Annotated in this window: 19 protein-coding genes; all 19 read left to right on the top strand. The window is 59.1% G+C overall.

Features of this window, described 5'->3' with window-relative positions:
- Positions 1-17: 17 nt before the first annotated feature.
- Positions 18-1,127: a flagellar basal body P-ring protein FlgI gene (locus HBN61_RS01745; protein WP_094992299.1), complete on the top strand. Its 1,110-nt coding sequence runs from the start codon at positions 18-20 to the stop codon at positions 1,125-1,127.
- A 10-nt stretch (positions 1,128-1,137) separates the two neighbouring features.
- Complete coding sequence (flgJ, locus tag HBN61_RS01740; RefSeq protein ID WP_170046039.1) at positions 1,138-2,406, top strand: flagellar assembly peptidoglycan hydrolase FlgJ; 1,269 nt, start codon at positions 1,138-1,140, stop codon at positions 2,404-2,406.
- Positions 2,407-2,416: 10 nt separating this feature from the next.
- A complete protein-coding gene (flgK, locus tag HBN61_RS01735; protein WP_170046038.1) occupies positions 2,417-4,462 on the top strand; it encodes a flagellar hook-associated protein FlgK in 2,046 nt (681 codons plus the stop codon).
- Between the two features lie 14 nt (positions 4,463-4,476).
- Positions 4,477-6,054: a flagellar hook-associated protein 3 gene (locus tag HBN61_RS01730; protein ID WP_170046037.1), complete on the top strand. Its 1,578-nt coding sequence runs from the start codon at positions 4,477-4,479 to the stop codon at positions 6,052-6,054.
- Between the two features lie 364 nt (positions 6,055-6,418).
- Positions 6,419-7,345 (top strand): ketoacyl-ACP synthase III, encoded by a 927-nt coding sequence (locus HBN61_RS01725; RefSeq protein WP_047294556.1) that lies wholly within the window; start codon positions 6,419-6,421, stop codon positions 7,343-7,345.
- A gap of 233 nt (positions 7,346-7,578) precedes the next feature.
- Positions 7,579-9,228: a flagellin N-terminal helical domain-containing protein gene (locus tag HBN61_RS01720; RefSeq protein WP_170046036.1), complete on the top strand. Its 1,650-nt coding sequence runs from the start codon at positions 7,579-7,581 to the stop codon at positions 9,226-9,228.
- A 72-nt stretch (positions 9,229-9,300) separates the two neighbouring features.
- Positions 9,301-9,654 carry a flagellar protein FlaG gene (locus tag HBN61_RS01715; protein ID WP_094992294.1) on the top strand — a complete coding sequence of 118 codons (354 nt, stop codon included), beginning with the start codon at positions 9,301-9,303 and terminating at the stop codon, positions 9,652-9,654.
- An 81-nt stretch (positions 9,655-9,735) separates the two neighbouring features.
- Complete coding sequence (gene fliD, locus HBN61_RS01710) at positions 9,736-11,103, top strand: flagellar filament capping protein FliD (protein ID WP_169963526.1); 1,368 nt, start codon at positions 9,736-9,738, stop codon at positions 11,101-11,103.
- Between the two features lie 98 nt (positions 11,104-11,201).
- A complete protein-coding gene (gene fliS, locus HBN61_RS01705; protein ID WP_048375740.1) occupies positions 11,202-11,591 on the top strand; it encodes a flagellar export chaperone FliS in 390 nt (129 codons plus the stop codon).
- A 24-nt stretch (positions 11,592-11,615) separates the two neighbouring features.
- The gene (gene fliT / locus HBN61_RS01700) at positions 11,616-11,909 is read left to right on the top strand and encodes a flagellar protein FliT (protein ID WP_094992292.1); all 294 of its coding nucleotides are present in this window, start codon (positions 11,616-11,618) and stop codon (positions 11,907-11,909) included.
- Between the two features lie 177 nt (positions 11,910-12,086).
- Positions 12,087-13,562 (top strand): sigma-54 dependent transcriptional regulator, encoded by a 1,476-nt coding sequence (locus tag HBN61_RS01695; RefSeq protein WP_094992291.1) that lies wholly within the window; start codon positions 12,087-12,089, stop codon positions 13,560-13,562.
- A 160-nt stretch (positions 13,563-13,722) separates the two neighbouring features.
- The gene (locus HBN61_RS01690) at positions 13,723-14,907 is read left to right on the top strand and encodes a sensor histidine kinase (RefSeq protein WP_169963524.1); all 1,185 of its coding nucleotides are present in this window, start codon (positions 13,723-13,725) and stop codon (positions 14,905-14,907) included.
- A 5-nt stretch (positions 14,908-14,912) separates the two neighbouring features.
- Entirely contained in the window at positions 14,913-16,316 is a 1,404-nt protein-coding gene (locus tag HBN61_RS01685; RefSeq protein ID WP_170046079.1) for a sigma-54-dependent transcriptional regulator, read from the top strand.
- Positions 16,317-16,482: 166 nt separating this feature from the next.
- Complete coding sequence (gene fliE, locus HBN61_RS01680; protein WP_094992289.1) at positions 16,483-16,815, top strand: flagellar hook-basal body complex protein FliE; 333 nt, start codon at positions 16,483-16,485, stop codon at positions 16,813-16,815.
- Positions 16,816-16,830: 15 nt separating this feature from the next.
- The gene (gene fliF / locus HBN61_RS01675) at positions 16,831-18,624 is read left to right on the top strand and encodes a flagellar basal-body MS-ring/collar protein FliF (RefSeq protein WP_169963522.1); all 1,794 of its coding nucleotides are present in this window, start codon (positions 16,831-16,833) and stop codon (positions 18,622-18,624) included.
- A complete protein-coding gene (gene fliG / locus HBN61_RS01670; RefSeq protein WP_047275955.1) occupies positions 18,617-19,639 on the top strand; it encodes a flagellar motor switch protein FliG in 1,023 nt (340 codons plus the stop codon). The genes fliF and fliG overlap by 8 nt, the downstream gene beginning before the upstream one ends.
- A complete protein-coding gene (fliH, locus tag HBN61_RS01665; RefSeq protein WP_094992287.1) occupies positions 19,640-20,413 on the top strand; it encodes a flagellar assembly protein FliH in 774 nt (257 codons plus the stop codon).
- Entirely contained in the window at positions 20,403-21,761 is a 1,359-nt protein-coding gene (gene fliI, locus HBN61_RS01660; RefSeq protein ID WP_094992286.1) for a flagellar protein export ATPase FliI, read from the top strand. The genes fliH and fliI overlap by 11 nt, the downstream gene beginning before the upstream one ends.
- Before the next feature lie 6 nt (positions 21,762-21,767).
- Complete coding sequence (gene fliJ, locus HBN61_RS01655; protein WP_094992285.1) at positions 21,768-22,220, top strand: flagellar export protein FliJ; 453 nt, start codon at positions 21,768-21,770, stop codon at positions 22,218-22,220.
- Positions 22,221-22,239: the final 19 nt, after the last annotated feature.

The raw sequence follows: 22,239 nt of genomic DNA, 5'->3' as shown, positions 1-22,239 counted from the left end.
AAGTGATGGCCCGAACCATGTTCAACCTCAAGCATCTGCTGGCAGCCGTACTGCTACTGTCCACAGCCCTTGGCGCCCACGCCGAGCGGTTGAAGGACATCGCCAGCATTTCTGGCGTGCGGTCCAACCAATTGATCGGCTACGGCTTGGTGGTCGGGCTTAACGGCACGGGCGACCAGACCACGCAAACCCCGTTTACCCTGCAAACGTTCAACAACATGCTGTCGCAATTCGGCATTAAAGTGCCGCCGGGTTCGGGCAACGTACAGTTGAAAAACGTCGCCGCGGTGTCGGTCAGTGCAGACTTGCCCGCGTTTGCGAAGCCGGGGCAGGTGGTTGATATCACCGTTTCCTCCATCGGTAACTCCAAAAGCCTGCGCGGCGGGACGCTGTTGCTGACACCGTTGAAAGGCATCGATGGCAATGTGTATGCCATCGCCCAGGGCAACCTGGTGGTGGGCGGTTTTGATGCGGAAGGTCGCGACGGCTCGAAAATCACGGTTAACGTGCCCTCGGCCGGCCGTATTCCCGGCGGTGCTTCGGTTGAGCGCGCCGTGCCCAGTGGTTTCAACCAGGGCAACAGCCTGACGCTGAACCTCAATCGCTCTGACTTCACCACCGCCAAGCGCGTGGTGGACAAGATCAATGACTTGCTCGGCCCTGGCGTCGCGCAAGCCATCGACGGCGGCTCGATCCGCGTCACCGCGCCCCTGGACCCAAGCCAGCGCGTGGACTACCTGTCAATTCTGGAAAACCTGGAAGTGGACCCGGGCCAAGCGGTGGCCAAAGTCATCATCAATTCGCGTACGGGCACTATCGTAATCGGCCAAAACGTCAAGGTATCGCCTGCGGCGGTGACCCACGGCAGCTTGACCGTGACCATCACCGAAGACCCGATTGTCAGCCAGCCCGGTCCGTTGTCCAACGGCCAGACGGCTGTGGTGCCGCGCTCGCGGGTTAATGCGCAACAGGAAGCCAAGCCGATGTTCAAGTTCGGTCCGGGCACCACACTGGATGAAATCGTACGTGCGGTGAATCAGGTGGGGGCGGCGCCAGGCGACTTGATGGCGATTCTTGAAGCACTGAAACAGGCCGGCGCGCTGCAAGCCGACCTGATTGTGATCTGAGGCCGGCATCATGGATATGCGTAAGAGTGGTGTCGTCAGCGGCAGTGATTCGGGGGCGTTCACCGACCTGAACCGTCTGAACAACCTGAAAGTGGGCGACCGCGAAAGCGACGGCAACATGCGCAAAGTGGCGCAGGAATTCGAGTCGCTGTTTCTCAACGAAATGCTCAAGTCGATGCGCTCGGCCAACGAAGTGCTGGGCAAGGACAACCCGCTCAACACCCCGGCGGCCAAGCAGTATCAGGAAATGTACGACCAGCAGTTGTCCGTGACGTTGTCGCGGCAGGGTGGCGGCATTGGCCTGGCAGACGTGTTGATGCGTCAGATGTCGAAAAACAAAGCGGCCGTGCCGGGCGAAACACCCGCGGCTACGGCCCTGACCGCTGAGGCCAAGGCCGCCACCCCAACCGCAGCGGTGACCCCGGCTGACAGCCCGTTTATCCGTTCCAATGGCCAGCGGCCGTTGTGGGCGGCGCGGGTGGCGCTGGCACCGGGTGCAGGGCAGGGCGGCCATCAAAATGACATGGCACTGCTCAATCAGCGGCGTCTGGCCTTGCCCACCAAACTCACCGACCGGTTGCTGGCAGGCATTGTGCCATCGGCTGACCCGGCCCGCGCCACGATCAATACGGCGGCAGTGCCGGAGCGCACCAGCGCGTCAATGGACGCCGTGCTCAAGGGCAGTCGGCAGCCGATGGTCAGTGCCGCTGGCGCGCAGGGGCGGATGCAGGTGTATGGCCGTGCCGTGGCCCAGCCACCCTTGGCGCCCGCCAAAAAAGCCTTTGAATCGCCGGATGCGTTCGTGGCCACCATGTTGCCGATGGCCCAGCAAGCCGCCGACCGCATCGGCGTCGACCCGCTGTACCTGGTGGCGCAAGCGGCACTGGAAACCGGCTGGGGCAAATCGGTCATGCGTCAACAAGATGGCACCAGCAGCCACAACCTGTTCGGCATCAAGGCCACCGGCAGTTGGCAGGGTGCTCAGGCGCGTGCCATCACCAGTGAGTTCAAAGGCGGGCAGATGGTCAAGGAAACGGCGGCCTTCCGTTCCTACGACTCTTACCAGGACAGCTTCCACGACCTGGTCACGTTGTTGCAGAGCAACAATCGTTATAAAGAAGTGCTGAGCGCTGCCGATAAACCAGAACAATTTGTACGCGAGCTGCAGAAGGCCGGTTACGCAACCGACCCGAATTACGCCAGCAAGATTTCGCAGATAGCCAAACAAATGAAGACCTACCAGAGCTATGCCTCAACAGGTTCCTTCGCGCATTTATAAGGTTTGAACCATGGCGAGTTTGATCAACATCGGGATGTCGGGGCTGAACGCCAGTCAAGGGGCATTGGCCACGGTCGGCAATAACATTGCCAACGCCAACGCGGCGGGCTATTCGCGCCAGCAAATCGTGCAGGGCACGGCAGGCTCGCAGCAAGTGGGCGGGGTCTTTATCGGCACCGGCACCACGCTGGCGGACGTGCGTCGCGTCTACAACGCCTACCTCGACGCCCAGTTGCAAACCACCACATCGCTCAATGGCGACGCGCAAGCCTACCTCGACCAAATCGGCCCGATCGACAAACTGCTGTCGGATAAGAGCACGGGCGTGTCGGCGGCGTTGAGCAGTTTCTTTGCCTCGCTGCAGACCGCAGCGGCAGCACCGGGCGACGCGTCGTCTCGTGACTTGCTGCTGGGCAATGCCAAGACCCTGAGCAACCGTTTCAACGCCATTGCCAGCCAGCTCAACCAGCAAAACGAAGGCGTCAACAGCCAGCTGGAAACCCTGACCTCTATGGTCAACCAGCACACGGCGACCATTGCTTCGCTGAACAAGCAAATCGCCCAGGCGACGACGGGCGGCAACACGCCCAACGACCTGCTGGATGCGCGTAACGAAGCTGTCCGTTCGCTCAACGAACTGGTCGGCGTGACGGTGCAAGAGCACGACAACGTGTACGACATCACCCTCGGCACCGGGCAATCGCTGGTGTTGGGCAACACGTCCAATACGTTGTCGGCCGTGCCGGGTAAAACCGACAAGAGCCAATACACGATCCAGATCAACTACGCGTCTTCCAGTTCGGATGTGACGTCTGTCATCAGCGGCGGCAAGATCGGCGGCCTGCTGCGTTACCGTGATGATGTGCTGGCGCCTGCGATCAATGAGCTGGGGCGCACCGCGCTGGTGGTTGCCGATGCGATCAATCAGCAACTGGGGCAGGGCCTGGATGCTAACGGCGAATTCGGCGCGTCACTGTTCAACAACATCAACAGTGCCAAAGCCATCAGCGAACGCAGCCTGGCCTCGACCGGCAACAGCGCCGGGTCAGGCAATCTGGATGTGACCATTACCAACAGCGGCGCGCTGACCACCTACGACTATGAGGTGACGTTCAGCAGCAGCAATGACTACACGGTGAAGCGTTCCGACGGCACGGTCATGGGCGCTTACAAACTGGACCAGAAGCCAGCACCTGAAATTGACGGTTTTACCCTCAATCTCAATGGCGGTGGTCTGGATAAGGGCGACACGTTCAAAGTCAGCCCGACCCGCAGTGGCGCGACCAATATAGGCGTGCAAATGACCGACGCCAGCAAGTTGGCGCTGGCCGGCCCGCTGGTGGCGAGCCAGGGTGGCTCCAACAGCGGCACCGGTTTGGTCGGTGGTCTGGACTTATCCCAGGCGCTGAATATCTACGGCGGCGCGGACCTGGGCCTGGCGCAAAGCGAGATCGAAGGCGCCATGCCTGTTCGTCTGGCATTTGATGAAGCGGCCAACGGCGTTCAGGGCTATCGCGTACTGAATGAAAAAGGCGAAGAAATCGGCAAAGGCACGATCGTGCCGGGTCAGGACAACAAGGTCACGATCAATGTGCCGGTACTGGACGCCGCCGGTCAGCCGGTGCTGAATCCGGACGGTTCGAAGAAAACCGTCGGCTTCGAGACCACCATCAGTGGTTCTCCCGGTAAGGGCGACAGCTTTGACATCAAGTTCAACAAAGACGGCAAGGCGGACAACACCAACGCCAACAAACTGCTCGACCTGCAAACCAAACCCACCGTCGGCGTGAACAGCGGCGGCGGTGGCGTGAGCATGGCCACGTCCTACAGCCAGTTGGTGTCCAAGGTGGGCGGCAAGGCCAGCCAGGCTCAAGTTGACGGCACGGCCACCAATGCAGCGTTGTCTTACGCAGCTGCCAGCCGCAGCTCGGTATCGCAGGTCAACCTGGACGAAGAAGCGTCCAACCTCGTCAAGTTTCAGCAGTACTACACGGCATCGTCGCAGATCATCAAGGTCGCGCAGGATACCTTCACGACGCTGATCAACAGTATTTAAGGGAGTTATCGACGATGCGTATTTCTACTGCCCAGTTCTTCGAGACCACCTCGTCCAAGTACCAGAGCAATTACTCCTCGGTGATTAAAACCCAGGAGCAGATCGATTCCGGCGTGCGAATCCAGACAGCCGCCGATGACCCGGTCGGTGCCGGGCGCCTGCTGCAACTGCAGCAACAGCAAGACATGCTGGCGCAGTACACCACTAACATGAACAGCATTAAATCGTCTCTGGCCAATCAGGAGTCGGTGCTCGACACGATCAACAATGCCCTGCAAAAAGCCAGCGAGCTGGCGTTGCAAGCGGGCGGTGGCGTGGTCAGTGATGCAGACCGGCTGTCGATAGCCAATGAATTGGGCAATATCGAAGATCAGGTGTTCAGCCTGCTCAACAGTAAGGACGCTTCGGGTAACTACATGTTTTCCGGCTCCAAAACCGATACGCCGCCGTATACCCGTAACAACGACGGGACCTACACCTATCAGGGTGATGACACGCAACTGAACCTGAAGGTGTCTGACACGCTCACCCTCGCGGGCAGTGACACTGCCAAAAGCATCTTTGATGGTGCTATCAATACCGGTCGCACGCAGGCTGAACTCACCACCAAGCCCGCGACGGCTGTGGATGGCACGGTCTCGGTGTCGGGTGGCCTGATCACCTCAAGTCCTGTGTTCAACAAAGATTTTTCCCAGGGCCAGCCTTATCAGGTGGAGTTCCTCAGCAGCACGCAGTACGTGGTGCGCGACGGCTCGGGCAACGACATCACCTCCGAGGTGCCGGGTAACGGCGTGTTCGACGCCACCAAGGAAGGCGCTCATAGCATCAGCCTGCGGGGGGTGGATTTTGATATCAACCTGAACCTCAAGGACATCGCGGCAGCGGATCAGGACGATGCGGTCAAGGGCCACATCTTTACCCTTGAAGCCAAGCCGGACTCGTTCAACGCATCACGTTCGCCGGGTAATGCTTCGACCGCGCAAATCACTGGCAGCACCGTTAACGATCCTAAGGCCTATGGCGACAGCTTTCCGGCCAGTGGCGCGGTGATCAAATTCACCAGCGACACCGAGTATGAAATTTATGCTCAACCCATGACGGCCAACAGCAAGTCGATTGCCAAGGGCACCATGACGGGCGATTCACTGACGGCGATGGGCGTGACGTTTGACTTTAACGGCGCGCGCGCAGCGGGCGACCAGTTTGTGGTCAGCGCAAATAATCATCAGAGTCAGAGTGCGCTGGACACCATCAGCCAGTTGCGACAAGCGCTGGCCACGCCCAGTGATGGCGATGTGCTTGCGCAGCAGAAGCAGCGGGATGCGATCAACTCGGCCATTGGCAACCTGAAAAACGCCAGTGCCGGTGTCGACACTGCGCGGGGTTCGATTGGCGCACGATTGAAAGCCGTGGACACCCAGACGGCCGAAAACGAAAGCATGGTGATGGCCAACAAGTCGACGATTGCGGCTATTGGCAACACGAATCTGGCCGGGGCATCCATTGATCTGGCCTTCCAGAAAGCCATGCTCGAAGCCTCGCAGTTGGCCTTCGTGAAAATCTCCCAGTTGAGCCTGTTCAACAAGATCTGATCCCGCCTTGTGCGCCGTGACAGCCTCTCGATGAGTGGCTTGTCACGGCGAGCGCACTGTAAACCCTCTCTTTTCCCCGGCTGGCGGCCCCTGTGGCGGCATCAGCGTGCGCGTGATTATCTGAAAGTCGCGTTGAAACGTTTTGTATAAACCACACAAAATAGAGTGACCTATGAGTCATAACGCGCATCTTCACTGTATCGTGTGAAACGTACGGGCGGGTGCCGGGCTTTTCACAGGCCGTTTTGGGTATTTTCAGGCATCCACATTCGCTGCATTTTTGGCGCGGCGAAGCCCTTTTATTGTTAACGCCCCTCGATTCCTGAGCGGGTGATCTCCAGCTATTCAGTATTGGGAAGCCACAATGATTGGCATTAAAAGCATCGCCAGTTACGTGCCTGCAAACGGCGTAGACAACTATGCCCAGGGCGCGAAGTTCTCCAAGGACGAAGAATTTATTCTGGGCAAGATTGGTTCGGCATTCCTGCCGCGCAAAGATGCTGACCAGGAAACCTCGGATCTGTGTGTCGAAGCGGCCAATGCGCTGTTCGCCAATAACCCTCATCTCAAGCGCGAGTCCATCGATGCGCTGATCGTCATCACCCAAAACGGTGATGAAGAAGGCTTGCCCCATACCGCCGCCATCGTGCAGGACAAGCTCGGCCTGCCGACCCACGTCGCGGCATTTGATATTTCCCTCGGCTGTTCAGGCTATGTGTACGGCCTCTACGCGATGAAGGGCTTCATGGAAGCCACTGGCCTGAAAAACGGCCTGCTGATCACCGCTGACCCGTACTCCAAAATCGTCGACCCGGAAGACCGCAACACCACCATGCTGTTCGGTGACGCCGCCACGGCCACCTGGATGGGCGAAGACGCGCTCTGGCAGCTGGGCAAGGCCAAGTTCGGCACCGACGGTTCGGGCGCGCCGCACCTGAAAGTTACCGATGGCGTGTTCTTCATGAACGGGCGTCAAGTGTTCAATTTCGCGTTGCTCAAAGTGCCGGCGCACTTGCACGAGTTGCTCGATGAATCGGACCTCAAGGCTCAAGACATCGACGCGTTCTGTATCCACCAGGGCAGTGCGGCCATTGTGGATGCCGTGGCGCGGCGTTTTGAAGGCGAGCCCGAGAAGTTCATCAAGGACATGGTCGAGACCGGTAACACCGTGTCGTCGAGCATTCCGCTGCTGCTGGAAAAACACGCCATGGACACCACCTGGAAGCGCGTGGCGCTCAGTGGCTTTGGTGTGGGCCTGTCCTGGGGCTCGGCGATCATCTACCGCCCTTAAGTCGTTTTATGCAATTACCCAACGCCCGTGGCCGCCAAAGCCATGGGCGTTTTGCATTCTGCGGCCGCTTAACCCCCTGAAATACAAGGGATGGCACCCGGCCAGTAAAAAAATTCAAAAAAGCCCTCAAGCAACCTGCTTTCACGACGATAACTATTACGAAGGTTCTCTAGGCCACACCCGGCGGTTGCCAGGGCCGGAAGCCGCAGTATTCAACCCACGAGGAATTCGTCATGGCTTTATCAGTAAATACCAACATCACGTCGCTGGGTGTTCAGAAGAACCTCAACAAGGCTGCCGACGCTCTCAGCACTTCGATGAACCGCCTGTCTTCTGGCCTGAAAATCAACAGCGCCAAAGACGACGCGGCCGGCATGCAAATCGCCAACCGTCTGGGCAACCAGGTGAAAGGTCTGAACGTAGCCATCGCCAACGCCAACAACGGCGTTTCGATTGCTCAGACCGCTGAAGGCGCAATGCAAGAGTCCACCAACACCCTGCAACGTCTGCGTGAGCTGGCTCTGCAAGCTTCCAACGGTGACAAAAGCGACGCTGACCGTGTGTCCCTGCAGCAAGAGTTCACCGCTAAAGTGGGCGAGCTGACCCGTACCGCCAACACCACTACCTTCGGTGGTCGTAACCTGCTGGACGGTTCGTTCAACAACGTGGCTTTCCAGATCGGTGCTGACGCCAACCAGACCATCTCCTTCGGCATGACCGACATCAGCGCCACTGGCCTGAAAGGTACTTACAGCGAAGCCAAAACCAATGGCGCAGCCATGGCTGGCCTTACCGCTACTTCGATCGGTTCGGCTGTCAATGCCTCGGTTACTGGCGCAGCTGCAGCCGTCCCGCCAACGGCTGACACTACTGTAAAAATCAACGGGACTGATGTTGCACTGGCTAAAGATGCCACGGCAGCTGATATGGCGAAAGCTATCAATGATGCGGGTATCTCGGGCGTTTCGGCTTCGGCAGACACAGCTGGCAAAATTACCCTAAAATCTGCCAATGCTGACCTGGTTGTAGCTGGCACTGCTGGCGCCGCAGCCCTGGGCGTTGCAGAAGCAACTACCAAGGCTGAAGATTCCCTGGTGCCTGCCGGTACCATCACCGTTAACGGTGAAGACCTCGTTCTTGCGGGTACTGAAAAAGTCAGCGAGGTAGTTACCAGCATCGCTAGCATGGCAGGTATCGCTTCGGCCAAGCTGAATAACGGCCGTATCGAAATCACTTCTAAAGATGGTTCTGATGTCGCGCTGAGCAATAAAACCAGTGGTGCTCTGTCGGCTCTGGGTCTGGCTCCTGGCACTTCGCAGGCCAAGCTGCAGGCCGATACTTCGATTAGCCTGAATGGCGTTGAAGTCAAGTTCAAGAAAGGTGACACCGCTGACGCGATCGTTTCTTCGATTAACAGCGCAAGCACTGGTGTCACTGCCAGCAAGAACTCTGACGGTACCTTGGCTCTGTTTGCTGACAAAGATATTGTGATTGCCGACGGTAGCGCAGGTGGCGGTCTTAAAGCTCTGGGTCTGGACGCAGGTAAAACTGCAGCCGTGACTCTGGAAACCACCGTTTCCGACCTGAGCGTTCTGACTGCTGCTTCCGCTCAGCAAGCGATCCAGGCTCTGGACGGCGCCATGCAACAGATCGACAGCCAGCGTTCGCAGCTGGGTGCCGTTCAAAACCGTTTCTCAAGCACCGTGTCCAACCTGCAAAGCATCGCGCAGAACTCTACCGCTGCTAAAGGCCGTGTAGAAGACGCCGACTTCGCCGCTGAAACCGCTGAGCTGACCAAGCAGCAAACCCTGCAACAGGCTTCCACTGCGATCCTGTCTCAGGCTAACCAATTGCCATCCTCCGTACTGAAACTGCTTCAGTAATCACGGCGCTTGGTCAATAGCGGAAGGGCGCGTTTACGTGCCCTTTCGTTTTTTCAGTGTTGAGGTGATGACATGGACATGAGCGTCAAGCTGAACGCGGCTTACACCGCCACTGTTGCTCAACAAGCTGCTACGGCATCGACTCCGGCTCCTGCCGCCCCGTCCACGGTTCAAGACGCAGTGACCCCTGCGCCAGCGCCCAAGCGCGAAGACCTGGAAAAGGCCGTCAACGACATTCGTGAGTTCGTGCAGTCCACCCAGCGCCAGCTGGATTTTTCCATTGACGACTCCACCGGTGTGGTCGTGGTCAAGGTAATCGCCACGCACAGTGGTGAAGTGATACGTCAACTCCCCTCAGAAACCGCATTGAAGCTGGCTCAAAGCCTGAGCGATGCCGGTAGTTTGTTATTTCAGACAAATGCCTGAGGTGGCATGAATTTTGTTGTTGTCTGCCGAGAAGGTGCAGTTAGCCAATAAAACGGCAGCCAACGAAAAGGAGATAAAAAGATGGCCAGTTCAACGATAAGCGGCGTCGGTTCGGGGGTTGATACACAATCCATCGTCAAGGCTCTGGTGGCTGCCGAAAAGGCACCTAAACAGGCGCAGATCACCAAGCAGCAAACCACGACCACGATCCAGCTTTCAGCATTGGGTACGGTGAAAGGCGCGCTTGATGCTTATCGCACGGCCATCGGCAAGCTCAAGGATGCGTCAAGCTTCAGTGGCTTGGCAGGCACTACCTCGGATGAGAAAAAATCCAAGGTAACCATCGATGCCACGGCGTCTACGGGCAAGTACGACTTGGTCGTGCACAACCTCGCAACCGCTTCCAAGGTGAGTAGCCCGGTCTTTGCCGGGGGGAATTCGGCCGTCGTCAACAGCGGTGATGAGGCAACCACGCTGACCATTTCGCAATCGGGTGTGGATTACGACGTGAACGTGCCCGCGGGTGCGACCATGAAAGAAGTGCGTGAAGCCATTAATACGCAGCTTCAAAGCAAAGGTATCAGTGCCAACGTTTTGAATGATGCAAGCGGTTCACGGCTTGTGCTGACGTCGTCGACTATGGGTAAAGGGACTGAAATTACCATGAGTGGTAATTCTTCTTTATCTGAGGGCTACACCACGCTGGTTGAGCCGAAGAACGCCACGTATTCGATTGATGGGCTGGAAATGGAGTCTGCCAGCAATAAAGTGGACTCGGCCATCAGTGGGGTAACGCTGGAGTTTTTAGTGGGTGGTGATGCCGCGTCGACCATTTCGGTAGGTGCCAATACGGACACATTGAAAACCTCTGTGCAGGCATTTGTCACGGCTTACAACGCATTGATGGGGTCCATTAATACCCAGACCAAAGTGACTGCCACCGGTGATTCGGCCACCACCACTTCCGGGGCGTTGACAGGCGATGCATCCATGCGTCAATTGGTGTCAGGCCTGCGTAATGAGTTGCTGAACAGCAGCGGCTCGAATGCGGCCATAGGCCTCGCGCAGATGGGCGTAAGCACTGACTCTAAAACGGGCTTGCTAAGTCTGGATGACAAGGCGTGGAACAAGGCCGTCGCCTTGCCTAATGGCGCCACTAACATTGCCAAAGTCTTCACTGGGGATGCCGGTCTGATCTCGCGCATGACCAAGATGACAGAGCCCTATGTCGGCACCACCGGTACGCTGTCCCAGCGCACCACCGACCTGAACAACAAACTGACCGATCTGACGACCCAGCAAGCTGAGCTGGACCGCCGTATCGAGAGCCTGCAAACTTCGCTGTCGGCCAAATACAACGCCATGGACACCCTGGTGGCCCAGCTCAATGCCAGCAGCTCCAGCATCATGACCACGCTGAACTCGCTGAATAATCCGAAGTCGAGCTAAGGCGGGCAGGGCAGGGCCGGTTAAAGTTTTGACGGGCCCGGTCGAAACAAGTAGTAAGTCACCCTATTTTTGCCGGTCATCTGTTACGAGGTAGAAACATGAACCCGATGCGCGCCCTTCGTCAGTACCAGAAGGTCAATTCCCACGCTCAAATCTCCGAGGCCAGCCCGCACCGGTTGATTCAGATGCTGATGGAAGGTGCTCTGGAGCGCATGGCTCAAGCCAAAGGTGCCATGGCGCGAGGTGATATTGCTCAGAAGGCCCTGCTGATAACCAAGACCATCGACATTATCACCGGCTTGCGTGCGGGCCTGCGTGAAGAGAATACCGATGACAAGGAAGCGCTGCGTCAATTGGACAGTCTGTACGAATACATGACCAAACAATTGACCCTGGCCAATGCTAAAAACGATCCAGAACTGATCGACGAAGTCGCCCGCCTGCTGATCACTGTGAAAAGTGGTTGGGATGCAATCGCGCCAGAATAAGCCTGCCGGTCCGAGGAGTGCATCATGAGCCAACTGCAACGAATTCAACAAACCCGTGATGCGCTGATCGATGCCCTGGCCGAGCGTAACTGGGAAGCCATTGGCGAGCTGGATACCGCTTGTCGGGATTGTGTTGAGCACGTGCTGGACGAAAAGCCGGTGGACGAAGCCGTGCTACGCGAGAATCTTGAGGGCTTGCTGGTGGTGTATCGCATGCTGCTGGAAGCCGCGACAGGGGAGCGTCAGCTCGTGGTTAACCAGATGGCGCAGATCAACCAAGCAAAAAGTGCTTCAAAGGTTTACCATCTATTTGGTTAAGACCTAAAAATTTTGTGGTTAAGCGTGTTTTGAGCGCCATAAAATTGACTGCATACAATTTTTTGACTTAACTAGTGCTGTTTTCTGATTTCAGTCGTCTTAAATATCCAAACGGGTCAAGGCGTCTACCTTGCCCCTCAATCAGGGCATTGAGTTGACTAGGGAAGTTGCTATTGCATGTGGCGTGAAACCAAGATTCTGCTAATCGATGACGATAGCGTCCGTCGCCGCGACCTGGCGGTGATTTTAAATTTTCTGGGTGAAGAAAATTTAACTGCCGCGAGTAACGATTGGCAGCAGGCTGTCGGTTCCCTGGCGTCCAGCCGTGAAGTGCTCTGCGTGCTTGTAGGCAACGTGAGTATTGCAGGCGGGACTGCGAGCTTGCTTAAGACACTCGCTACGTGGGATGAGTTCCTTCCAATTTTGCTTTTGGGTGAAATTTCTTCGGTTGACCTGCCCGAAGACCAGCGCCGCCGCGTGTTGTCCAGCCTCGAAATGCCCCCCAGCTACAGCAAATTGCTCGATTCGCTGCACCGTGCCCAGGTCTATCGCGAGATGTATGACCAGGCCCGCGAGCGCGGTCGGCACCGTGAACCCAATTTATTCCGCAGCCTCGTCGGCACCAGCCGTGCAATTCAGCACGTGCGCCAGATGATGCAGCAAGTGGCCGACACCGACGCCAGCGTCCTGATCCTTGGTGAGTCCGGCACCGGCAAGGAAGTGGTTGCGCGTAACCTGCATTACCATTCCAAGCGCCGTGACGCGCCGTTTGTGCCAGTCAACTGCGGGGCGATTCCCGCTGAGCTGCTCGAAAGCGAACTGTTCGGCCACGAGAAGGGCGCATTCACCGGCGCCATCACCAGCCGCGCCGGGCGTTTTGAGCTGGCCAATGGCGGTACGCTGTTCCTGGACGAGATCGGCGACATGCCCCTGCCGATGCAGGTCAAACTGCTGCGTGTGTTGCAGGAACGCACGTTTGAGCGCGTGGGCAGCAACAAGACCCAGTGTGCCGACGTGCGCATCATTGCGGCGACCCACAAAAACCTCGAAAGCATGATTGAAGTCGGCGCCTTCCGCGAAGACTTGTACTACCGCCTGAACGTGTTCCCGATTGAAATGGCCCCCTTGCGCGAACGGGTTGAAGACATTCCGTTGCTGATGAACGAGTTGATCTCGCGCATGGAGCACGAAAAGCGCGGGTCTATCCGCTTCAATTCAGCCGCCATCATGTCTTTATGCCGCCACGGCTGGCCGGGGAACGTGCGTGAACTGGCCAACCTGGTGGAGCGCATGGCGATCATGCACCCGTACGGGGTGATCGGTGTCGCTGAGTTACCCAAGAAATTTCGCTACGTGGATGATGAAGACGAGCAACTGGTCGACAGCCTGCGCAGCGACATGGAAGAGCGCGTGGCCATCAACAATGCCACACCGGATTTCACGGCCACCGCCATGCTGCCGCCAGAAGGGCTGGACCTTAAGGACTACCTCGGCGGCCTTGAGCAAGGGCTGATTCAGCAAGCGCTGGACGACGCCAATGGCATCGTGGCCCGTGCCGCTGAGCGTCTGCGAATCCGTCGCACCACCCTGGTGGAAAAGATGCGCAAGTACGGGATGAGCCGTCGTGAAGGCGAAGAACAGGCGGATGATTGACGCCTGTTTTTTAACCTGCTGATTTTTAAATCCTTTTTTTTAGGCACGGGTATTGCTAAGTCTCTGCTAACGAACCGTTTAATGACGGTCAGCCACGCGAGAAAGTCCCATGCCTCAGTCCGCCCAGCAGTCCTCCGTCCCTGATCTCGCAGGGCAAGCCATGTCTCTCGCCGCTCAGCCCTTGAACGCAGTTGAGCAGGCCAGTCGGGAAGGGCTCGAGCAGGCGTTCTCGCTGTTCAGTCAGATGTCGACTCAACTAACCGATTCCTACAGCTTGCTGGAAGCCCGGGTGACCGAGCTCAAGGGCGAGTTGGCTGTGGTCAGCGCCCAGCGCATGGCCGAGCTGGCGGAAAAGGAGCGGCTGGCCAATCGCCTGCAACACCTGCTGGACCTGCTGCCGGGCGGCGTTATCGTGATCGACGACCGTGGCCGTGTGCGTGAAGCCAACCCGGCTGCCTGCGAACTGCTGGGGCTGCCGCTGGAAGGCGAACTCTGGCGGCATGTCATCGCACGCTGCTTTGCGCCTCGCGAAGACGATGGTCACGAAATCTCCCTGATTGACGGTCGGCGCTTGTCGATTTCCACCCGCTCGCTGGATGCCGAGCCGGGTCAACTGGTCTTGCTCAACGACCTGACAGAAACCCGTCGCCTGCAAGACCAATTGGCGCGCCATGAGCGCCTGTCCTCGTTGGGCCGCATGGTCGCATCGCTGGCGCATCAGATCCGCACCCCGTTGTCGGCGGCGTTGATCTACGCCAGCCATTTGACTGAGCAACAGCTGCCGGTCGAGACCCAGCAACGCTTCGCCGGGCGCCTTAAAGAGCGTCTGCATGAACTGGAGCATCAGGTCCGGGACATGCTGGTGTTCGCCCGCGGTGAATTGCCCCTGACAGATCGCGTCACACCCAAGGCGCTGATGCAGTCCCTGCAAGCCGCCGCGCAGCCCCATGTGGAAGGCGTTGCAATGCGCTGGCAGTGCGACATCCATGATGGCGAAGTGCTTTGCAATCGCGACACGTTGGTCGGTGCGCTGCTGAACCTGATTGAAAATGCGCTCCAGGCGGGCACCGCGCAGGTGCGACTCAAGGTGCATGTGTACGCCCGCCATAACACCCTGCGCCTGTGCGTGAGTGACAGCGGCAGCGGTATCGAACCTCGCGTGCTGAGCCGTTTGGGGGAGCCGTTTTTCACCACCAAAGCCACGGGCACCGGTCTGGGGCTGGCCGTGGTCAAGGCCGTGGTGCGCGCGCATCACGGCGAGTTGCAACTGCATTCGCGCCTGGGGCGTGGCACCTGCGCGCTGCTCAGCTTGCCGCTGATCACTGGCGCTGGGGAGGCGAACTGATGGTGATGCGCATCAACGTGCTGCTGGTGGAAGACGATCGGGCCTTGCGTGAAGCGTTGTCAGACACCTTGCTGCTGGCCGGTCATGGCTTTCAGGCGGTGGGTTCTGCCGAAGAAGCGCTACAAGCCGTTTCGCGCGAAGCCTTCAGTCTGGTGGTTAGCGACGTCAACATGCCGGGCATGGACGGTCATGAATTGCTCGGCCTGCTACGGGCGCAGCAACCCCAATTGCCGGTGTTGTTGATGACCGCCCATGGCGCGGTTGAACGGGCGGTGGACGCCATGCGCCAAGGCGCAGCGGATTATCTGGTCAAGCCGTTCGAGCCCAAGGCGTTGCTGGACCTGGTGGCGCGCCATGCGCTGGGCAGTTTGGGCGCGGCCGAAGCCCAAGGCCCGGTGGCCATCGAGCCGGCCAGCGTGCAGTTGCTGGAATTGGCTGCCCGCGTGGCGCGCAGCGATTCCACGGTGCTGATCTCGGGTGAATCCGGTACCGGCAAAGAAGTGTTGGCGCGTTACATTCATCAGCATTCCCGTCGGGTGGATCAGCCCTTTGTCGCAATCAACTGTGCGGCGATTCCGGACAACATGCTGGAAGCGACGTTGTTCGGCCACGAAAAGGGCTCTTTCACCGGTGCGATTGCGGCCCAGGCGGGCAAGTTTGAACAAGCGGATGGCGGCACCCTGCTGTTGGACGAAATTTCCGAAATGCCCTTGGGCTTGCAGGCCAAGCTGTTGCGGGTGCTGCAGGAACGTGAGGTCGAGCGGGTGGGCGGGCGCAAGCCAATTGCGCTGGATATTCGCGTCGTGGCCACCACTAACCGCGATCTGGCGGGCGAAGTGGCGGCGGGGCGGTTTCGTGAAGATTTGTACTACCGGCTTTCAGTGTTTCCACTGGCCTGGCGCCCGCTGCGCGAGCGCACTGCCGACATTCTGCCGCTGGCTGAGCGGTTGCTGGCCAAGCACATCAGCAAAATGAAGCACACCGCCGTGCGTTTTTCGCCTGACGCGCAGGCGTGCCTGACCCACTATGGCTGGCCGGGGAATGTGCGTGAACTGGACAACGCTATTCAGCGCGCATTGATCCTGCAGCAGAGCGGGCTGATCGAGGCGGCGGATTTTTGTCTGTCGGGGCCTGTGGCTTGTGCGCCGTTGTCAGCTGCCGGTGGCGCCAGATTGTCGGCGCCTGTCGAAGCCTTGGGCGTGGAGCCGCTAGAGTCGGCGGGCGCGTTGGGCGATGACCTGCGTCGCCGCGAGTTTCAGATGATTATCGACACCTTGCGCGCCGAACGCGGTCGCCGCAAAGAGGCCGCCGAGCGTTTGGGGATCAGTCCGCGCACTTTGCGCTACAAGTTGGCGCAAATGCGCGATGCGGGCATGGATGTCGAAGCGTACCTGTTCGCCACCCCTTAATAGCTGACGCCTGTCACGGCAGCGGCTCGGGCGCCACTCATCCGTCTGCGACCATTTGTAACGCTATTTGTTCCAGATCAATAAATAACTGGCACCCTTGTTGCTAACACCTCAGTAGATGCTGTGTGAGTGTCAAAAAATTGCGGGCCGTCGGAGACAGTAGTCCATGAGCCAAGGTATTGAATTTAATCGAATGATGTTGGACATGCGGGCCATGCAAATGGACGCCATGGCCCAGCCTAAATCGGCTGTGCAAGCGCCGGCTGAAATGGGTGCGCCCAGCTTCTCCGATATGCTCGGCAACGCGATCAACAAGGTCAGCGAAACCCAGCAGGCATCGACCCAGTTGTCGAATGCGTTTGAAATCGGCAAGAGCGGTGTTGACCTGACTGACGTGATGATTGCATCGCAGAAAGCCAGTGTTTCTTTTCAGGCATTGACCCAAGTACGCAACAAGCTGGTTCAGGCGTACCAAGACATCATGCAGATGCCGGTTTAAGGACGATATTAGGTCATGGCAGAAGCAGTCGCTGATAACGTCCCGGCTAAAGCGGGCTCTACAGAAAGCAAGCCGCCGCTGTTCGGGCTGTCTTTTCTGGAAAACCTTTCCGAGATGACCATGCTGCGTCAGGTCGGCCTGATGGTCGGCCTGGCGGCGAGCGTGGCGATTGGTTTTGCCGTGGTGCTGTGGTCGCAACAGCCCGATTACCGGCCGCTGTACGGCAGCCTGGCCGGTATGGATGCCAAACAGGTCATGGAGACCCTGGCCACCGCCGACATCCCCTACACCGTCGAGCCCAACTCCGGCGCCTTGCTGGTCAAGGCCGATGACGTCGCCCGTGCCCGCCTGAAGCTGGCAGCTGCGGGTGTGTCACCGACGGACAGCAACATCGGCTTCGAGATTCTGGACAAGGATCAGGGCCTGGGCACCAGCCAGTTCATGGAAGCGACGCGTTATCGCCGTGGCCTTGAAGGCGAGCTGGCGCGCACCATTTCCAGCCTGAACAACGTCAAGGGTGCCCGCGTGCACCTAGCCATTCCGAAGAGCTCGGTGTTTGTACGCGACGAACGCAAGCCCAGCGCCTCGGTACTGGTTGAGCTGTACTCGGGCCGCTCGCTGGAGCCGGGTCAGGTGCTGGCGATTATCAATCTGGTGGCCACCAGTGTCCCGGAGTTGACCAAGTCGCAAATCACCGTTGTCGACCAGAAGGGCAACTTGCTGTCGGATCAGGCGGAAAACTCCGAACTGACCATGGCTGGCAAGCAGTTCGACTACAGCCGCCGCATGGAAAGCATGCTCACACAGCGCGTGCACAACATCCTGCAACCGGTATTGGGCAATGACCGCTACAAGGCGGAAGTGTCTGCCGACGTTGATTTCAGCGCCGTCGAGTCGACGTCCGAGCAGTTCAACCCGGACCAACCGGCGTTGCGCAGCGAGCAGTCCACCAATGAACAACGCACCGCCAGCAATGGCCCGCAAGGTGTGCCGGGCGCATTGAGCAACCAGCCGCCAGCGCCTGCTTCGGCGCCGCAACAAACCGGTCAGGCAACCGCCGCCGCAGGCATGGTGCAGCCGGGGCAGCCGCTGCTGGACGCCAACGGTCAGCAAATCATGGACCCGGCCACGGGCCAGCCGATGCTGGCGCCATACCCGGCCGACAAGCGTTCGCAATCGACCAAAAACTTTGAGCTGGACCGCTCCATCAGCCACACCAAGCAGCAGCAGGGTCGAGTCAATCGCCTGTCGGTCGCGGTGGTGGTGGACGATCAGGTCAAAGTTGACCCGGCCACCGGCGACGTCACCCGTGAGCCGTGGAACACCGATCAACTGGCGCGTTTCACGCGTCTGGTGCAAGACGCCGTGGGCTTTGATGCCAGCCGTGGCGACAGCGTGAGCGTGATCAACGTGCCGTTCTCCGCCGAGCGTGGCGAAGTGATTGCCGACATCCCGTTCTACTCGCAGCCCTGGTTCTGGGACGTCGTCAAACAAGTGTTGGGCGTGCTGTTCATTCTGGTGCTGGTGTTCGGCGTGCTGCGCCCGGTGCTCAACAACATCACCGGTCACGGCCGCAACAAACAAATGGCGCTTGGCAGTGATGCCGAGCTGGGCGGTCTGGGTGGCATTGGCGGTCTGGATGGCGAGTTGGCCAACGACCGCGTCAGCCTGGGTGGCCCACAAAGTATTCTGTTGCCTAGCCCGAGCGAAGGGTATGACGCTCAGTTGAACGCAATCAAAAGTCTGGTAGCAGAAGACCCGGGCCGCGTGGCTCAGGTCGTGAAAGAGTGGATCAACGCTGATGAGTGACAACCGAGCCGCCACCAACCTCAAGCTGACCCGGGTCGACAAAGCCGCGATCCTGCTGCTGTCCCTGGGTGAAACTGACGCGGCCCAGGTGCTGCGGCACATGGGGCCTAAAGAAGTCCAGCGCGTGGGTGTGGCGATGGCGCAAATGCGCAACGTGCACCGTGAGCAGGTTGAGCAGGTGATGAGCGAGTTCGTCGAGATTGTCGGCGACCAGACCAGCCTTGGCGTTGGCTCTGACAGCTACATCCGTAAAATGCTGACCTCGGCACTGGGCGAAGACAAGGCCAATGGCCTGATCGACCGCATCCTGTTGGGGGGCAACACCAGTGGCCTGGACAGCCTGAAATGGATGGAGCCGCGCGCAGTGGCGGACGTCATCCGCTTCGAGCACCCGCAAATCCAGGCCATTGTGGTGGCGTACCTCGACCCCGACCAGGCAGGCGAAGTGCTTGGCCACTTTGACCACAAGGCGCGGCTGGACATCATCCTGCGCGTCTCGTCCCTCAATACCGTGCAGCCTGCCGCCCTTAAAGAGCTGAACCAGATTCTCGAGAAGCAATTCTCCGGCAACTCCAATGCCGCCCGTACCACCTTGGGCGGGATCAAGCGTGCGGCCGACATCATGAACTTCCTCGACAGCTCGACCGAAGGTCAGCTGATGGACTCGATTCGCGAAATCGACGAAGACCTGTCCGGTCAGATCGAAGACCTCATGTTCGTGTTCAACAACCTGGCCGATGTCGACGACCGTGGCATTCAGGCGCTGTTGCGCGAAGTGTCCTCGGACGTGCTGGTACTGGCGCTCAAAGGCTCGGACGACAACGTTCAGGAAAAAATCTTCAAGAACATGTCCAAGCGTGCGTCCGAACTGCTGCGCGACGACCTCGAAGCCAAAGGCCCGGTGCGTGTCAGCGACGTCGAAACGGCGCAGAAAGAAATCCTCACCATTGCCCGCCGTATGGCCGAAGCCGGAGAAATCGTTCTCGGCGGGAAGGGCGGCGAAGAGATGATTTAAGTGAGCAATGCCAAGGGTGAATCGCCCAGTGATGTGATTCGCGCCCGCGATGTCGGCGGTTTTGACGTGTGGTCATTGCCCAGCTTTGACCCGTTTCGCGAAGCGCCGGAACCCGAGCCCGAACCGGTCGAAGAACTGCCGGTCGAGAGCGAAGAAGTGCCGCTGGATGAAGTCCAGCCACTGACCCTCGAAGAGCTCGAGAGTATCCGTCAGGAGGCCTACAACGAGGGCTTCGCCACGGGCGAAAAAGAAGGGTTTCACAGCACGCAGCTCAAGGTCCGCCAGGAAGCCGAAGTGGCTTTGAACGCCAAGGTTTCAAGCCTTGAGCGTCTGATGGCCAGCCTGTTTGCGCCGCTGGCCGAGCAGGACGTGCAACTTGAAAAGGCCATGGTGGGGCTGGTCGAGCACATGACGCGTCTGGTGATCCAGCGCGAGCTGAAAACCGACTCCAGCCAGATTGAGCAGGTCCTGCGCGAAAGCCTCAAATTGTTGCCAATGGGGGCTGACAACATTCGCCTGTTCATCAACCCGCAGGATTTTGACCAGGTCAAAGCACTGCGCGAGCGGCATGACGCCGCGTGGCGGATCCTCGAAGACGACACCTTGCAGCCGGGCGGTTGCCGCGTCGAAACTGAACACAGCCGGATCGATGCCAGCATCGAAACCCGTATCAAACAGGCCATGAGCCAGTTGTTTGATCAATTGCACGAACAGGCGCTGCACCCGTCTGCGCCGGACATTGACGTCGACCTGGACGCGCCTGATGCACCTTAAACGCACCAGTTTTGCCAAGCGCCTGAGCACGTATTCGCCGGCCATCACCTTGCCCGGCCAGCCGATTGTCGAAGGCCGCTTGCTGCGCATGGTCGGCCTGACCCTTGAGGCCGAAGGCTTGCGCGCCGCCATGGGCAGTCGTTGCCTGGTCATCAACGACGACAGCTTTCATCCGGTGGAAGTCGAAGCCGAAGTGATGGGCTTCTCGGGCAGCAAAATTTTCCTTATGCCGGTGGGCAGCGTTGCGGGCATTGCGCCGGGTGCCCGGGTGGTGCCACTGGCAGACACCGGGCGTTTGCCCATGGGCATGAGCATGCTCGGCCGCGTGCTGGATGGCGCCGGGCGGGCGCTGGACGGCAAAGGCGGGATGAAAGCCGAAGACTGGGTGCCAATGGACGGCCCCACCATCAACCCGCTCAAACGCAACCCGATCAGCGTGCCGCTGGACGTGGGCATCCGCAGCATCAACGGTTTATTGACGGTCGGCCGTGGCCAGCGCCTGGGCCTGTTCGCCGGTACGGGCGTGGGCAAGAGTGTGCTGCTGGGCATGATGACCCGCTTTACCGAGGCCGACATCGTGGTGGTGGGGCTGATCGGGGAGCGGGGCCGCGAAGTAAAGGAGTTCATTGAGCACATCCTCGGTGAAGAAGGCCTCAAGCGCTCGGTGGTGGTTGCATCCCCGGCGGATGACGCGCCCTTGATGCGGATGCGCGCCGCCATGTATTGCACGCGGATTGCCGAATACTTTCGCGACAAAGGTAAAAACGTCCTCTTACTGATGGATTCGCTGACCCGTTTCGCCCAGGCGCAACGGGAAATCGCCTTGGCGATCGGCGAGCCGCCCGCGACCAAGGGCTATCCGCCTTCGGTGTTCGCCAAACTTCCAAAGCTGGTGGAACGGGCGGGTAACGCCGAAGCGGGCGGCGGGTCGATCACTGCGTTCTATACGGTGCTGTCCGAGGGGGATGACCAGCAAGACCCGATTGCCGACTCGGCGCGGGGTGTGCTCGACGGCCACATCGTATTGTCCCGGCGGCTGGCCGAAGAGGGCCATTACCCGGCCATCGATATCGAGGCGTCCATCAGCCGGGTCATGCCTTCGGTGGTCAGTGAAGAACACATGCGCCGTGCGCAGCAATTCAAGCAGCTGTGGTCGCGCTTCCAGCAGGCGCGGGACTTGATCAGCGTTGGCGCCTACGTGCCGGGCGGTGATCGCGAAACCGACACCGCGATTGCCCTGCAACCGGCGATGGTGGCGTACCTGCGCCAGGGGTTGAACGACAACATCAGCCTGGGCGAAAGCAGTGGCCATCTGGGGACCATTTTTGCCCCGGCGCCGGGCGGCTAATCCCCTATGGCCAGCGGTGGAAGAGCGGCGCGTCTGGCGCCAGTGGTGGACATGGCCGAAAGCGCTGAAAAAGCCGCGGCGCAGCGCCTCGGTCATTTTCAGGGGCAGGTGAACCTGGCCAACAGCAAGTTGGGCGACCTGGAAAACTTCCGCGCCGAATACCAGTCGCAATGGGTCGACCGTGGCAGTCAGGGTGTTTCGGGCCAATGGCTGCGCAGTTACCAATACTTTCTCAACCAGCTTGAAACCGCCGTTTCCCAGCAGCGCCAGAGTTTGGTCTGGCACGAAAACAACCTAAATAAAGCCCGCGAAACCTGGCAGCAGGCCTACGCGCGGGTCGAAGGTTTGCGCAAACTGGTGCAGCGCTACGCCGACGAAGCGCGGCAGCTGGAAGACAAGCGCGAACAAAAGCTGATGGACGAACTGTCCCAGCGCCTGCCTCGCCGCGACACGCTTTAAGCCCGCCGGATTCCCGTCA

The sequence above is a fragment of the Pseudomonas sp. WS 5071 genome (assembly GCF_012985765.1).
Taxonomy (GTDB): Bacteria; Pseudomonadota; Gammaproteobacteria; order Pseudomonadales; family Pseudomonadaceae; genus Aquipseudomonas; species Aquipseudomonas lundensis_A.
This window is presented reverse-complemented; position numbering and strand designations above follow the sequence as displayed.

What these genes read in the sequence shown, in the direction of transcription:
- HBN61_RS01745 (WP_094992299.1), top strand. Translation starts at nt 18, where the DNA reads ATGTTCAACCTCAAGCATCTGCTGGCAGCCGTACTGCTACTGTCCACA.
- flgJ (WP_170046039.1), top strand. Translation starts at nt 1,138, where the DNA reads ATGGATATGCGTAAGAGTGGTGTCGTCAGCGGCAGTGATTCGGGGGCG.
- flgK (WP_170046038.1), top strand. Translation starts at nt 2,417, where the DNA reads ATGGCGAGTTTGATCAACATCGGGATGTCGGGGCTGAACGCCAGTCAA.
- HBN61_RS01730 (WP_170046037.1), top strand. Translation starts at nt 4,477, where the DNA reads ATGCGTATTTCTACTGCCCAGTTCTTCGAGACCACCTCGTCCAAGTAC.
- HBN61_RS01725 (WP_047294556.1), top strand. Translation starts at nt 6,419, where the DNA reads ATGATTGGCATTAAAAGCATCGCCAGTTACGTGCCTGCAAACGGCGTA.
- HBN61_RS01720 (WP_170046036.1), top strand. Translation starts at nt 7,579, where the DNA reads ATGGCTTTATCAGTAAATACCAACATCACGTCGCTGGGTGTTCAGAAG.
- HBN61_RS01715 (WP_094992294.1), top strand. Translation starts at nt 9,301, where the DNA reads ATGGACATGAGCGTCAAGCTGAACGCGGCTTACACCGCCACTGTTGCT.
- fliD (WP_169963526.1), top strand. Translation starts at nt 9,736, where the DNA reads ATGGCCAGTTCAACGATAAGCGGCGTCGGTTCGGGGGTTGATACACAA.
- fliS (WP_048375740.1), top strand. Translation starts at nt 11,202, where the DNA reads ATGAACCCGATGCGCGCCCTTCGTCAGTACCAGAAGGTCAATTCCCAC.
- fliT (WP_094992292.1), top strand. Translation starts at nt 11,616, where the DNA reads ATGAGCCAACTGCAACGAATTCAACAAACCCGTGATGCGCTGATCGAT.
- HBN61_RS01695 (WP_094992291.1), top strand. Translation starts at nt 12,087, where the DNA reads ATGTGGCGTGAAACCAAGATTCTGCTAATCGATGACGATAGCGTCCGT.
- HBN61_RS01690 (WP_169963524.1), top strand. Translation starts at nt 13,723, where the DNA reads ATGTCTCTCGCCGCTCAGCCCTTGAACGCAGTTGAGCAGGCCAGTCGG.
- HBN61_RS01685 (WP_170046079.1), top strand. Translation starts at nt 14,913, where the DNA reads ATGCGCATCAACGTGCTGCTGGTGGAAGACGATCGGGCCTTGCGTGAA.
- fliE (WP_094992289.1), top strand. Translation starts at nt 16,483, where the DNA reads ATGAGCCAAGGTATTGAATTTAATCGAATGATGTTGGACATGCGGGCC.
- fliF (WP_169963522.1), top strand. Translation starts at nt 16,831, where the DNA reads ATGGCAGAAGCAGTCGCTGATAACGTCCCGGCTAAAGCGGGCTCTACA.
- fliG (WP_047275955.1), top strand. Translation starts at nt 18,617, where the DNA reads ATGAGTGACAACCGAGCCGCCACCAACCTCAAGCTGACCCGGGTCGAC.
- fliI (WP_094992286.1), top strand. Translation starts at nt 20,403, where the DNA reads ATGCACCTTAAACGCACCAGTTTTGCCAAGCGCCTGAGCACGTATTCG.
- fliJ (WP_094992285.1), top strand. Translation starts at nt 21,768, where the DNA reads ATGGCCAGCGGTGGAAGAGCGGCGCGTCTGGCGCCAGTGGTGGACATG.